The sequence below is a fragment of the Duganella sp. AC237 genome (assembly GCF_979254035.1).
The window spans coordinates 5,831,064-5,844,809 of the sequence record NZ_CEEDEW010000003.1 but is presented as its reverse complement, the minus strand read 5'-3'; the positions used below and the strand labels follow the sequence as shown (position 1 = coordinate 5,844,809).

Below are 13,746 nucleotides of genomic sequence, written 5' to 3'. Positions count from 1 at the left end.
AACGATGTTCCGGTGAGACGCATGGTTTGGGCGCGGCGCAATTTTAACCGGCCTGAGCCATTACATTCTCACCAATTCCCACCGGTGCGCGGGTCTGCTCAGGCGGCGCGCCTGCGGAACACGCCCACCACGATATCGCTGGGGAAGGCGCGCAGCAGCGGCAGGGCCAGCATCACGGCCACGTAGTTGGCGTACAGCGCCACGATGCCGAGGTCGCCGGCGCAGCGCAGCCGCGCCATCAGGCCGCCGGCGCGCACGGCCGGCAATTCCGTGCTGAGCACTTGCGTGAAGCCGGCGTTGTCCGCCAGCCGCGCCAGGTTGGCCGGACGGAAGTAGTGCACGTGCGGCGACGGCAGCCCTTTTTGCCAGAGCCGCTCGAACGGTCCGCGCACGCCGGCGCGCGCCAGCAGCTTCGACAGGCGGTAGAACAGGCCGGCGCTGCTGGGCAGGTTGAGGATCAGGATGCCGTCCGGCGCCAGGCGCGCGTGGCAGGCCGCCAGCGCCGCGCCGATGTCGGGGATGTGCTCGATGACGTCGTTGAAGACGATCACGTCGAAGCGCTCGCCCTCGCGCAGCGCGTCGGGGAAGTAGCCGTTGCGCACCGGCAGGCCCTTGGCGACGGTGGCGGCCGCCACGCCGGTGTCCGGCTCCAGGCCGAGCACCTGGAAGCGGGCGGCGGCCGCCTCCAGGAACCAGCCGTGGGCGCTGCCGACGTCGAGCAGGGTCGAGGCCCCCGGCGGCGCGTGGCGCGCGGCGTAGTCGACCAGCGTGCGGAAGTTCTCCTGCCGGATCGCCTTCAGGCCCGCTTCGCGGTCGGCCTCGTTAAGGCGGGTGTGCGCCGCCGCTTCGTTGATGGTCGGTTGCAGCGCTGCGCTTTCATAGCCGCAACCCGGGCAGGTCCGGTGCCAGTCCGACAACCCGGCCACGGTGCTGGCGCCGCAAACGATACATCCCATGGTTCGCTCCAGATGCTTGCTTAAGAAAGGAGCTTAAAGTTATTGCAGTATGACCTTAATTGCAAGTCATTTCGCCGCCCCCGGCGCCGCGCCGGCCGGCTGGGCGTCGTCGATCACCTGCAGGGTGTACAGGGCGAGGCCGAGTTTGCGTTGATCGGGCCCGCTGCCCAGCTCGTATGGCGAGGTCGGTTGCGGAATCGCGATGCGCACGGTGCGCGCCGCGCCGCTGGTGGTAAACACCAGCTCGCGCGGACCGTGCGCGGGCGGCGCCCGCAGCGGCACGGTCTGGCCGTCGATGGTCACCGCGATGTCGCGCTGCGCGTTGGGGCCGTAGGCGGCCACGTCCAGCCGCAGCCGCAAGCGGCGCGGCAGCGGCTGCGCGAAGCGCAGCGTCACCAGCGGGCCGTCCGACCAGCGACCCCAGTCCTCGATCCCGGACAGGCCGGTGCTGCGCATGCGGTCGCCTTCGCTGTCGGCGAAGTCGTACAGATCGGCCGCGCCGGGGGGCGCCACGCGCAGCAGCGTGTAGCCGCGGTCGCCGCTGTGGCGGGTGGCCGCCGCCGGCAGCTCGTAGTGGCCGATGGCCAGCAACCAGCCGTTGGGGTAGCGCAGCTGCTCCGCCGTGATGGCGCTGCCGGCCGGCAGCGCCAGCAGTTCGACCTTGGTGTTGTCGAGGAAGAAGCGGGTCTTGAACAGGGCGGCGATGTCGGGCCCGACGATGGTCAGGCGCTCGGTCTCGCTGCGGTTGAGGTACTGGTGCGCGAACAGGCCGGCCTTGACATAATCGTCCGCTTTTTTCTGGCCGCCGGCGACATGGTTGACCTGGACGGCGCCGACCAGCAGCGCGGCCGGCACGTAGCCGAACAGGAACAGTTGGGCGCCCAGGCGCGCGCGCGCGCCCCACGCCAGCGCGCACAGCGCGCCCAGCGTGGACAGCACCGGCAACGCCCAGCCGCGGGCGCCGAGCGCGACGCCGAACAGCGCCGGGCTGTCGATGTGGTTCGGGGTGTAGGCGGGCAGCAGGTACACGGCGCTGGCGCCGACCAGCAGCGCCAGCGCCGCGCCCAGGCCCAGCGCCAGCGGCGCCGGCGCGCGCCGGGCAGCCGGCGCCGACAGCTGCGCGCCGGCCACGATGAGCAGCAGCGGCAGGGCGAAATCGTAGTAGCGGATGTGCAGGCGGGCGCCGCTCTCGGCGCCGCTGCCGGCCACGATGGCGGTGAACAGGGCCGTCACGCCGATCAGCGCCGGCAGCATCAGCGCCGTGTAGGCCAGCAGCGCGCCGGTGCCGGGCGCGGCGGCGTCGCGCTGGCGCCGGCTGGCGCCGTGCAGCGCGGCGGCCGCCAGCGGCATGCCGAACAACAGCACCAGCGCCATCAGGTGGCCACGCAGGTTGCCCAGCGCCAGGCCGATCAGCACGCCGGTGCCGGGCCGGGTCTGGGCCTGGTTGGCGTAGATCGTGCCCAGCAGGTACAGGCCGTTGCGTCCGGCATACAGCAGGCCGACGCCGAAGCGCACCGCCGCCGCCGTGGCCAGCGCCACCGCCAGCCACAGCAGCGCGCGCCGCGTCCAGGCGCCGTGGCCGGCCGCCGGGTCGCGCTGGAGGTGGGCGCGCCACACCAGATACACCAGATAGCCGGGCAGCAGGAACAGCGCGTGCACCTTGACCATGGCCAGCGCCCCCAGCACGGCCGACGCCAGCGCCACCGAGCCGGTGTCGGTGGCGCCGCGGGCGCGCAGCACGCACCAGCTGAACAGCCAGAAGCCGCAATAGTACATGGCCTCGGGCATGAAGTAGCTGGTGTAGGTGTTGCTCGGCGCCAGGATGGACAGCACCGCCACGGCGGCGGCCGCCGCCGGCGCCATGTACTGGCGCGCGATCAGGTAGATGAACGGCGCGGCGGCCACCAGGAAGCCGGCGTTGAGCAGCCGCGCGCATTCGAGAAAGCCGTCGCCGCAGCTGTTGCTCAAGCGGTAGACCGTGTAGTACAGGTAGTTGGGGATCTCGGCGCGGGCGAACGGGATCAGGCGGGCGAAGCTGCTATAGGTCCACTCGTCGCCGAACACGCTGGGATATTGGCCGATGTTGCGCAGCGCCACATAGGCGAACACGGCCACCAGGGCCGCCGGGAACAACGCGCCGCTGCGCGCGCGCGGGAAGAAACGGAGGAAGGCTTGCATGCGTCCAGTCATTGGGGTTTGAAAATCCAGTGCTTGCCGGCCAGGTAGCCGATCGCGGCCACCAGCGGCAGCGCCAGCACCTTGCCGGCCAGCGGCTGGCCCAGCAGCAGCTGGGCCGCGCCGACGCAGGCCAGCGTCGCCAGGTAATTGAGGCCGACCACGCACAGGTAGCGGCCGAAGGCGCCCTGGCCGCCGTGGTCGCGGAACGTGAGGTTGGCGTGGAAGCCGTAGTTGACCAGCAGGCCCGCCAGGAACGCCGCGCTGGTGGCCGGCAGCAGCGCGACGTGGTAGGCCAAAAGCAGGCGCAGCAGGCCGATGTCGACCAGCGCGCTGAGCACGCCGCCGGCGACGTAGACCAGGAACCGGCGTGTCAGGAACGTGCGCTTAAGCATCGCGCTTTGCCAGCGGCGCGCGCTTTTGCAGCGGACGGCGCGGCACGGAAGCGATGTCGTAGGCCAGGAAGGCCAGCAGCAGTTGCAGGCCCATCAGGATCGGCATGGCCGACAGCATGACGGCCCCGGCCGCCGTCGGCACGCCGGCCTGGGCCGAGGCGATCCACTTCCAGCCGCCGAAGGCGCTGCCAAAGCCCAGCAGCAGCACGCCGAGCGGCAATTCGATCGAGGCCAGCGACATATTGCGCAGGTAATAGTTATAGAACACCCGCTTGCTGAAATTGCGCACGTGCTTGGCCATGAACTCGGTGACGATCTTGGAGATCTTCAGGTTGCTGACCTCGTCGCCGTAGACGGCGTCCATCGGCACGTCGTGGACCACGGCGCTGAGCGTGTTGAGGCGGAACAGCATGTCGGTCTCGAAGAAATAGCGCCGGCTGATCTTGGCGAACGGCAACAGGCGGGCGGCGTCGCGGTGGATCGCCGTGTAGCCGTTGGTGGGGTCGAACAAGTCCCAGTAGCCCGACGAGAGCTTGGTCATCAGCGACAGCACGGCGTTGCCGAACAGGCGCATCGGCGGCATGCTGCGGATCTGCTCGAGGTTGAAGAAGCGGTTGCCCTTGGCGTAGTCGGCCTCGCCGGCGAGGATGGGCGCGATGAAGGCGGGAATGAGCGCCGGGTCCATCTGGCCGTCGCCGTCGACCTTGACGATGACGTGCGCGCCGTCGGCGATGGCGGCCTGGTAGCCGGTCATGACGGCGCCGCCGACGCCCTGGTTTTCCGCGTGCCGCAGCACCACCACGCGGGCGTCGCTGTGGTTGGCCTCGACGAAGTCGCCCGAATGGTCGGGACAGCGGTCGTCGACCACGTAGATGCGGTCGACCTCGGGGCCGATGGCGGCCAGCACGCCGAGGATGTGGCGCGTCACCTTGTAACTGGGGATGACGACGGCGACGGTGGGGGCGTTGGTATGGGGCATAGAATCCGATAATAAAAACCGCGGCGCCGGGCGCCCGCGCTTGGTTACAACTCGTTACATTTAAGGCAATCAATTCCGGAACGTGATTATACGGGAGGGCTCCCATTTAATATATTGTCAAAAGCAATTTTTGGTTTATCATGGCGCCCACTACAAATACGCCATCCCGACCGCCACGCCGTGCCGCCGGTCAGCCCGAGGTCATTCATGGTTTTCAGTTCCGCCACGTTCCTGTTTTATTTCTTCCCCCTGTTTTTGCTGCTGTACTACGCGCTGCCGTGGAAAAACGGCGTGCTGCTGATCGGCAGCCTGGTGTTCTACGCCTGGGGCGAGCCGCGCTTCGTGCCGCTGCTGCTGCTGTCGGCGCTGCTCAACTACGGATTCGGCTACCTGATCGCCGCCGCCACCGCGCGCGCCCGGCAGGCCGTGCTGGTCGCCGGCGTGGCCGCCAACCTGCTGTTCCTGATGTATTACAAATACATCGGCTTTTTCGCCGGCATGCTCAACGACGTCATGGCGCCGTTCGGCCACGACGTCAAGGTGCCGGCCGTGGTGCTGCCGCTGGGCATTTCGTTCTTCACCTTCCAGGGCATTTCCTACCTGATCGACCTGTACCGGCGCGACATCGAGGTGCAAAGCAGCTTCTGGCGCTTCGCCATGTACAAGGCCATGTTCCCGCAACTGATCGCCGGCCCGATCGTGCGCTACCGCCAGATCGCCCACGAGATCGCGCACCGCGACCTGCCCAACGCCCGCATCTGGGCCGGCTTCCGCCAGTTTATCATCGGCCTGGCGCAGAAGATGTTGATCGCCAATACCGTGGCGCTGGCGGCCGACCGCCTGTTCGCCCAGGACCCGGCGCAGCTGACCACCGGCGGCGCCTGGCTCGGCATCGCCTGCTACACGATCCAGATCCTGTTCGACTTCGGCGGCTACTCCAACATGGCGATCGGCATCGGCCACATGCTCGGCTTCAGCTACCCGCCCAACTTCCAGCGGCCCTACGCGGCGCTGTCGGTGACCGAGTTCTGGCGGCGCTGGCACATCAGCCTGTCGAGCTGGTTCCGCGACTACCTGTACATCCCGCTGGGCGGCAACCGCCACGGCCCGTTGCGCACCTACTGCAACCTCGGCCTGGTGTTCCTGCTGTGCGGGCTGTGGCACGGCGCGGCCTGGACCTTCGTCATCTGGGGCCTGTGGCATGGCGCCCTGCTGATCGCCGAGCGGCTCGGCCTGGGCGCCGTGCTGGCGCGCGCGCCGGCGCCGCTGGCGCAGGCCTGGACCTTGCTGGTGGTGATGGTCGGCTGGGTCTTTTTCCGCGCCGACAGCGTGCCGCACGCGCTGTCGTTCCTGCGCACCATGGCCGGCCTGCAGCCGGCGGTGGCCGCGCCGCACGCCTGGCAGGCCGACTTCACGGCCTCGTCGGCGGCGGCGCTGGCGATCGGCGTGCTCATCGCCACCGTGCGCCCGGGCCGCGCCGCGCCGCGCGCCACGGCCGCGCTGGGGCGCCTGGGCGCGCCGCTGCGCGCGGCCGCGCTGGGGCGCCTGGGCGCGCCGCTGCGCGCGGCCGCGCTGGCCGGCGCCCTCCTGCTGTGCGTGCTCAACATGGCCGCCGGCACCTACAACCCGTTCATCTATTTCCGTTTCTGATATGACGTCTTCCTCACTAGGGCCGCTGCGCCGGCACGCCGCCAAGATCGCGCTGGTGGCGCTGTTGTCCGTGCCGGCGCTGGCCGGCGCGCTGCGCGCGGGCGACCAGCGCGGCGAAAACCGCGCCCTGTCGGCGCTGCCGGCCATGCCGGCCGACTGGCCGGGCCTGCTGGCGCTGCCGGCCAGGATGGACGCCTGGATCAACGACCACTTCGGCTTCCGCGGCGTGCTGCTGCGCGCCCACAACCGGCTGCGCTACCGCCTGTTCGGCGAGTTCCCGTCGGTGCAGATGACGGCCGGTCGCCACGGCCGCATCTTCCTGACCTCGCACAACGCCGCTTCGCCGCCGTTTTTGGCCGTCACGGCGGTATGCGCCGGCGGCCAGTTCAAGCCCGGCACCACCGATTACATCAACCGCCTGTTCCGCGACTTCCACGCCATGGGCCTGCAACCGCGCATGCTCATCGCGCCGTCCGGCCCGGTGGTCGAGTACGGCGACCTGCCGCGCTGGCTGGCGGCCCGCTGTGCCTCGCCGGCCACGCCGTTCGCCGAGCTGCTGGCCGGCGACGCGCTCGACCCCGAGGTGCGCCGCGCCACGCTCTATCCGCTGGCGCAGATGCGCGAGATCGCCGGTCGCAAGATGGTGTTCCCGAAAAACTGGTTCCATTGGAACGGCGGCGGCCTCGACGAGGTCGCGCAACTGACGTTGCCGCTGTTCGGCCATGCGCCGGAAACGCCGGCGCCGGCCTTCCCGCTGGTGCGCTACCAGAGCGCCTCGGACGTCGCCAACCTGTTCCAGGGCATCGAGATCCTGCGGCCGAACGAGGAGGCCGATTTCGCCGCCGCCGGCGTCGCCTCGTGCTACGGCGGGCGCTGCTTCCCCGAGTTCCAGGAGTACGCGGAAACCTTGTACGACATTTCGCGCTTCCACAATCCCAAGGCGCCCAAGCGCCGCCTGGTGATGCTGACCGACTCGTTCGGCTCCAAGATCGCCGGCTGGTACGCGCGCTACTATTCGGACGTCGAGCAGGTGGCCACCAACAACGTCTCGCAACTGAGCACAGAACAGATCGCGCGGCTCAAGCAGTATCTGTTCCGCGACCGCGGGAACATGGATCTGCTGATCCTTTATCACGACGGCGGCGCCAGCACCGGCACCCTGCAGTACGGGCTGGAACGGTTCCACGAAAAGCCTTAGCGGCCGCCGGCGGCGGATAAAAAAAGGGCGGCGCCGAGGATGGCGCCGCCCTTTTTGTGCCGCCGCGCTTTAGCCGGGCGCGTCGCCGCGCTCTTGCAGCAGCGCCAGCAACGCGCGCGTGTTGTCGGCCCAGGTCCGCCATGCCATGCCGGCCGAGGACGGGCTGGCGCCGCGGGCGTCGAGCGCCAGCCACTCGCGCACGGCCGTCGCCAGGCTGGCGCCGTCCATGCCGTCGAAATACTGCGCGTGCGCGCCGGCCACTTCCTTGAACACCGGCAGCGCCCGCGCCAGCACCGGCAGGTCGTGGCGCGCCGCTTCGATCAGGGGCAGGCCGAAGCCCTCGCCCTCGCTCGGCACCAGCAGGCAGGCGCAGTCGCGGTACAGGCCCGCCAGCGCATGGTCGTCCAGCCCGCGCAGCCAGAACAGGCGTTTGCCCAGCTCCGGGTGCTGCGTGAGCCGCCGCACGATCAGCGGAATGGTGCGCCGCGCGGCGGCCGGCAGCGCCGTCCAGCCCTCCGCGCCGACGATGACCAGGTTGACATCGGCCCCTTGCGCCCACAGCTGCTCGAAGGCGTCGAGCGCCTGCAGGTGGCCCTTGCGCGGCTCGATCGTGCCCACCATCAAAAAGCTGGGCCGCTCGGCGAAGCGCGCCAGCGCCGGGTCGTCGCTGCCCGCGGCCGCGTCGGCCGCCGCGCCGAGGTCGGCCCCGTGGTGCAGCACGGCCAGCCGCGGCGCGGCGGACGGCGCCGGGCCGCCGGCGGCGCGGCGCTGCTCCAGCCGTTGCGCCAGCTCGTCGCGCACGGCGCCGGAGATGGCGATCAGGCGGTCGCCGTTGGCGGCCACGCAGTCGAGGAAGGCGCCATGGGTCGCATCGGCGCCGGCCGGGAAGAATTCCGGCCGCAGCACCGGCAGCAGATCGTGCACCAGGAAGTTGACCGCGATGCCGCGCGCGCGCCAGTGCGCGTACAGGCCGGCGTCGGCCGCGGCCATCACCGCGCCCGGCGCGTAGTCGGCGCTGTAGAAGACGTCGCCGGCGCTGGTGTCGGCGGCCGGGTCGGGGTGCTCGCCGCCGATGCCCAGCAGGCGCGCGGTGTAGGCGCGCGCGTAGCGGTAGTGCCAGCGCCCGCCGGCGTCGCTCAGGTACACCGGCTCGACCCGCCAGCCCGGCAGCGGCGCGCGCAGCAACTCGACCACCTGCTGGCGCACCACCCGTTCGATGCCGCTTTTGAGGTCGTGGCGGGCGATGTTGGTGACGTCGACCAGCAACTGGCGCGGCTGGGTCGGGTCCGGCGCGCGCGCGATGCAGGCGGCCAGCTGTTGCAGGCTGGCCTCGTCGGTCGGCAGGTCGTCGCGCGCGGCGAGCGCGCGCAACAGGGCCGGCCGGCCGTGGCCGGCGTCGTCGGCCGCGCGCGCCAGCGCCGCCGCGTACAGGCGCGCCGCGTGTTCCGGACTGTGGCGCGTGCGCAGCAGTTCGGCCGCCGCCCGGCCCAGCGCCTGGCGGCGCGCGGCGTCGTCGTGCAGCGTCTCGATGGCCGCGCCCAGCGCCGCCGGCGCGAAATGCTCGGGCAACTGCCAGACGGCGTCGGTCGGCAGCGCCGCCATCGAACCGTTGGCGTTGACGATGGTGGCCAGGCCGTAGTTCATGCAGTCGAGCACCGCCGCCGAGGTTTCGCCGCGCGAGACGCTGCGCAACTGCACGCCGACATCGGCCGCCTGCAGGTACTGGTGGTAGACCGCTTCGTCGGTCCAGCCGGCGATGCGCACGCGCCCGCCGCCGGCGGCCAGCGCCGCGTCCATCGCCTCGCCATAGTCGCCGCCGTGGTTGGCGCCGACCAGCACCAGCACGCAGCGCTGGTCGGCCTGCAGGCGCGAGGCGCTCCAGGCCTGCACCAGCTCCAGGCTCATCTTGGTTGGCGCGACAAAGCCGAAACTGCACACCAGGAAGGCGTCGTCGGCGATGCCGAGCGCGCGGCGGGCCGCGCCGCGGTCCTGCGCCGCCGGCCGCGCGCGCGGCAGCGGCACCACGTCCCAGTTGGCGCCCGCCCGCGGCCCGTACCACTGGCGCGCCAGGTCGCGCGCATGGTCGGAATGGACGATCACGTGGGTGGCATCCTGTAATACGTCCAGGTTGGCCGGATAGCGGTCGCCGGTGGCGGCGTTGTCTTGCGGCCGCTGCGCGGCTTGCAGCGCCGGATAGCCGTGGCTGTCGAACAGCGCGCGCCACCAGACGCCGGGCATGTTGCCGCACATTTGCTCGTAGCACAGCACGTTGCTGAGGTAAAAGTCGTGCAGCACCACCACGCCCGGGTGGCGCCGCAACAGGCCGAACATGTGGCTGTGGTACGGGCTGTTGCCGAACTGGTAGAGGATGTGGTCGAAGCCGTCGGCGTTGGCCTCGAACCACTCGACCGTGCGGCGCGGCAGCGCGGCCAGCGACGGCGGCAACGCCAGCTTGTCCTGCTTGAGCACCAGTTCGATGTCGAAGTGTTCGGCCAGCGCCGGCAGCACCTGGGCCGCGTAATCGGCGATGCCGGTGCGCTCGGGCGGCAGCGGCGAGACGAACGCCAGCCGCGGCCGCGCCGCCGCCGCAGCCGGTGCGGTCGGCAGCGCGTCCGGCCGGGCGGCGGTATCCCATACTTCGAGCGCGCGCAGCGCCCGTTGCGCCGTCACATCCCACGAGAAGCGCGCGGCCTGGACGCGGCCGTGCGCCAGCAGGCGTTCGCGCATGGCCGGGTCGCCCAGCACGGCGGCGATCTTGTCGGCGATGGCCGGCGGCGAGTCCGGATCGAACAGCGCCTCGTCGCAGCCGATCACTTCCGGCACGCTGCTGCGGTTGGCGCCGATCACCGGCGCGCCGCACGCCATCGCCTCGAGCGCCGGCAGGCCGAAGCCCTCGTGGCGCGAGGCGAACACGAACAGCGCGGCGTTGCGGTACAGCTCGATCAAATCCTCGTCGCTGACGTAGCCGGTCAGCACCAGCTCGTCCGCCGCCAGGCCGTGGCGCCGCGCGTGCGCGGTCAACTGGGCGTGGTCGAAGTCGCCCAGCTTGCTGGCCACCACCAGCTGGTGGCCGGCGCGCAGGGCCGGCGACAGCAGGCTGTAGGCGGTGATCAGGCCGTCGATGTTCTTGCGCGGGTCGAACCCGCCCGGCGCGTACATCACCATCGCCCGCTTGATGCCGACGCGTTCGCACAGCGCGCCCCAGCGGGCGGCGTCCGGCGCGGCCGGGTGGAAGCTCTGGTCCACCGCCGAGGAGATCGCCACCACCCGCTCCGGCGCCAGGCCCAGCGCCTCGATGCCCTCCTGGCGCGAGTAGTCGGAAATGGCCAGCAGCATGCCGGCGCGCCGCAGCGAGGCGATCTTGCGCTCGTAGTGCTGGCGCTGGGCGGCGGTGCGCAGGTAGTTGTCGGGATTGAGGAACGGGATCAGGTCGTACAGCACCACGGCGGTGCGCGCGCCGCCGGCGAAGGCGCCCACCGACACCACGGCGTCGTCGACATAGCCTTCGAACAGGCTGGTGACAAGCACCGCGTCCGGTCGCAGCTGGGCCAGCGCGTACTCGCGCAGCAGCTCGGCGGCGCGGCTGCGCGGCAAGTGGCCGGGATAGGCCTCGGCCAGGCCGGCCGGCACCTCGAACACGCAAATGCGTTCGGGCGGCACCAGGCCGGCGAAGGCGGCGCGCAGCTCGCCGATGGCATCGCCCAGCACGCCGTTCAGCAGCAGCCAGACCTCGTGCCGGCCGGCGTGGCGCGCCATCCCTTGCGCCAGCGCCACGGAATAGCGGCCGATGCCGCGGAAGCGGCTGGCCGTCTGGCCGCCCTGCAGGTCGATGACGATACGCATCAGTGTTTCCTTGTTTTGTTCTTGAGCGCGGCCTGCAGATCCTGGTGGATGCGCGCGGTGCGCGGCGTCATGTCGCCGGTCGGCGCCGGCGGTTCCGGCGGCAGCGCCATGTTGCCGGCGGCGTGGTGCAGCATGGCGCGCAGGCGCGCTTCGAGCGACGGCAGGCGCGTCAGCAGGCGCCGCGCCAGCCCGGCCGCCAGCGGACGGCGCATCGCCACCCGCGCCAGCGCCAGCGCCAGCGCCTTCAGGCGCGCGCGGCCGCCGCCGCGCACGCGTTTGGCGTAGCCGCCCACCAGGCGCCAGGGCGCCGTGATGCGCCACGAGCTGCTCGCCAGCAGCGCGGCGACGCGGGCCTCGGCCTCGGCGCGCTGATGGGCCAGCTCGTCGAGGCGCGCGCGCATGGCGGCCGCCTGCGCCGACAGTTGCGCGGCGTTCGATTCGGCCAGCCGGGTCAGCCCGCCGAGCGCGCGCTCGACGCCGTCCAGGCGCAGCTTGCTGTCGATGGTGTGCTGTTCGAGCGCCGCCACGGCGGCGCGCTGGGCGGCGTCGCGCGCGAGCAGGCGCTGCTCGAAACGCAGCGCCATCGGTCCCAGCGCCAGGCCGTAGTCGGCCGCGAAGGCGGCCGCGAACGGCGCCAGCACGGCCGCGTCCGCGTCCTTCTGCGCCACCACCGCGTAATCGGGGCTGACGCCGTCGAGCACGTTGATCAGGCCGATCGGGGCGTCGCCGCGCAGCGCCGGGTCCTCCTGCAGGCGCACCACCTTGGGACGGGCGAAGCCGCCGTACTCGGTGACGAAGGCCAGCAACTGCGGCGGCAGCGGGCGCAGGTGGGTCGGATCGAGATAGAAGCTGGTGGCGCCGACCACCAGGTTTTCCGCGTTCGGGGTTTCCATGATCAGCAGGCCGCCCGGCAGCAGCACCCGCTGCGCCTGTTCCACCAGCGCCTGCAGCAGCTCGAACGGGATGTGTTCGACCAGGTGGAAGGCCGACACCAGCGTCAGGCTGGCGTCGGGCAGGCGGCGCAGGCAGTCGATGGCGTCGCCCAGCTCGACGCTCAGGCCGCGCTCGCGGCAGGCCGCCAGCATGCCGTCGTCGAGGTCGACGCCGTGGGCGGCGAAGCCCTGTTCGCCCAGCAGTTCGAGCCATTCGCCGCGGCCGCAGCCGACGTCGAGCGCGCGCGGCGGCTGCTGCAGCGTCGCCAGCGGCGCGATGAACGGCGCGTACGCCGTCAGGCGTTGCTTGATGGTCTCGCGCGCGCCGCGGTAGCGGTCTTCGAAGGCGCGGTAGAAGCCGGCGCTCATCGGGCGATCTCGACCGCCGGCTCCATCCAGCTGGTCCCCACGAATTCTCTACGGTTCATATTCATCACGATAAACAGCAGCGCCAGGTCGCGCCACTCGAAGTTGTCGGCCAGGTGGGTCTCGCTGCTGGTGAGCGCGGTGGTCACCGAGTAGCTGCCCGGGCCCAGGTTGAGCGGGAAGCGGAAGCGGTATTCGACCTGCTCGCCGGCGCGCAGGTCGGTCAGCGCCTGTTCCATGTGGTGCGTGTTGGTGCCGTAGATCTGCTGGCCGAGCCGGTCCTTGATCATGTAGCCGAGCACCAGCCGCGGCAGGTCGGCGTGCACCGCCACCCGCACCCGCAACGTCACCGGCACGCCGACGTTGAGCACCTCGGCCGGCGCGCCGTCGGCGTTCTCGATCGTGATCGCCGTCACGGTGGCCTTGCCGTTGCCCGAGCTGGTCTGGGTGCGGCCGTCGGCCGTTTCGCTCTGGGCCACGGCGGCGCCGTCGCGCTCGGCGATGAGGGCGTTGTAGTAGTCCATCACCGCCTCCGGCGTGCCCTGGTGGGCCAGGCGGCCGCGGTCGAGCAGCAGCGCGCGGTCGCAGATCGACTGGATCGCCGCGCGGTCGTGGCTGACGATGAGCAAGGTCGTGCCGAGCTTGCGGAAGGCGCGGATGCGCTCGAAGCTTTTGTGCTGGAACCAGGCGTCGCCGACCGACAGCGCCTCGTCGACGATGAGCACGTCCGGGCGGCGCGCCGTGGCCACGCTGAAGGCCAGGCGCATCTGCATGCCCGACGAATACACCCGCACCGGCTGGTCGATATACTCGCCGATGTCGGCGAAGGCCTCGATCTCGGGCATGAGCGCGCCGATCTCCTCGACCGTCAGGCCCAGCAACTGGCCGGCCATGTAGGCGTTCTGGCGGCCGCTGAAGTCGGGATGGAAGCCCATGCCCAGTTCAAGCAGCGCGGCCACGCGCCCGGTGATCGTTACCGACCCGGTGGTCGGCACGGTGGTGCCGGTGATGAGCTTGAGCAGGGTGCTCTTGCCGGCGCCGTTGACGCCGATGATGCCGACCGCCTCGCCGGGCGCGAGCTGGAAGCTGACGTCCTCGATCACCCACTTGAGGCGGTGGCGCCGGCCCAGCGCCGGCAGCACCCACTCGGCCAGGCGGCCCCAGCGGGTGTGGTACTGCTTGTAGGCCTTGCCCAGTTGTTTGACGCTTATGGTGCCCATGGTGTGCTCGCGGTGGGGTGGTGCCGGGACGG

Annotated in this window: 9 protein-coding genes; 2 read left to right on the top strand and 7 right to left on the bottom strand. The window is 71.0% G+C overall.

Annotated elements, in window-relative coordinates:
• Window positions 1–98: 98 nt before the first annotated feature.
• The 4 genes from AC0IYS_RS25860 to AC0IYS_RS25845 all read right to left on the bottom strand — a co-directional run bounded on the left by AC0IYS_RS25860 (window position 99) and on the right by AC0IYS_RS25845 (window position 4,505).
• Complete coding sequence (locus AC0IYS_RS25860; RefSeq protein WP_471707856.1) at window positions 99–956, bottom strand: class I SAM-dependent methyltransferase; 858 nt, start codon at window positions 954–956, stop codon at window positions 99–101.
• 66 nt (window positions 957–1,022) lie between these two features.
• The gene (locus AC0IYS_RS25855; protein ID WP_471707855.1) at window positions 1,023–3,134 is read right to left on the bottom strand and encodes a DUF7024 domain-containing protein; all 2,112 of its coding nucleotides are present in this window, start codon (window positions 3,132–3,134) and stop codon (window positions 1,023–1,025) included.
• Window positions 3,135–3,142: 8 nt separating this feature from the next.
• Complete coding sequence (locus AC0IYS_RS25850; protein ID WP_471707854.1) at window positions 3,143–3,526, bottom strand: GtrA family protein; 384 nt, start codon at window positions 3,524–3,526, stop codon at window positions 3,143–3,145.
• Entirely contained in the window at window positions 3,519–4,505 is a 987-nt protein-coding gene (locus AC0IYS_RS25845) for a glycosyltransferase family 2 protein (RefSeq protein WP_471707853.1), read from the bottom strand. The genes AC0IYS_RS25850 and AC0IYS_RS25845 overlap by 8 nt, the downstream gene beginning before the upstream one ends.
• Before the next feature lie 207 nt (window positions 4,506–4,712).
• Here AC0IYS_RS25845 and AC0IYS_RS25840 point away from each other — a divergent pair, with 207 nt between their 5' ends.
• Entirely contained in the window at window positions 4,713–6,155 is a 1,443-nt protein-coding gene (locus AC0IYS_RS25840) for an MBOAT family O-acyltransferase (protein ID WP_471707852.1), read from the top strand.
• A gap of 1 nt (window position 6,156) precedes the next feature.
• On the top strand, window positions 6,157–7,353 hold the full coding sequence (locus tag AC0IYS_RS25835; protein ID WP_471707851.1) for an alginate O-acetyltransferase AlgX-related protein: 1,197 nt from the start codon (window positions 6,157–6,159) through the stop codon (window positions 7,351–7,353).
• A 69-nt stretch (window positions 7,354–7,422) separates the two neighbouring features.
• Here the strand turns inward: AC0IYS_RS25835 and AC0IYS_RS25830 are convergent, their stop codons facing one another.
• The 3 genes from AC0IYS_RS25830 to AC0IYS_RS25820 are packed head-to-tail and all read right to left on the bottom strand — an operon-like array spanning window position 7,423 to window position 13,714.
• Window positions 7,423–11,196, bottom strand: coding sequence for a glycosyltransferase (locus AC0IYS_RS25830; RefSeq protein WP_471707850.1), 3,774 nt, complete (start codon window positions 11,194–11,196; stop codon window positions 7,423–7,425).
• Window positions 11,196–12,497: a class I SAM-dependent methyltransferase gene (locus AC0IYS_RS25825; RefSeq protein ID WP_471707849.1), complete on the bottom strand. Its 1,302-nt coding sequence runs from the start codon at window positions 12,495–12,497 to the stop codon at window positions 11,196–11,198. The genes AC0IYS_RS25830 and AC0IYS_RS25825 overlap by 1 nt, the downstream gene beginning before the upstream one ends.
• The gene (locus AC0IYS_RS25820; RefSeq protein ID WP_471707848.1) at window positions 12,494–13,714 is read right to left on the bottom strand and encodes an ABC transporter ATP-binding protein; all 1,221 of its coding nucleotides are present in this window, start codon (window positions 13,712–13,714) and stop codon (window positions 12,494–12,496) included. Before AC0IYS_RS25820 ends, AC0IYS_RS25825 begins: the two co-directional genes overlap by 4 nt.
• Between the last annotated feature and the right edge of the window lie 32 nt (window positions 13,715–13,746).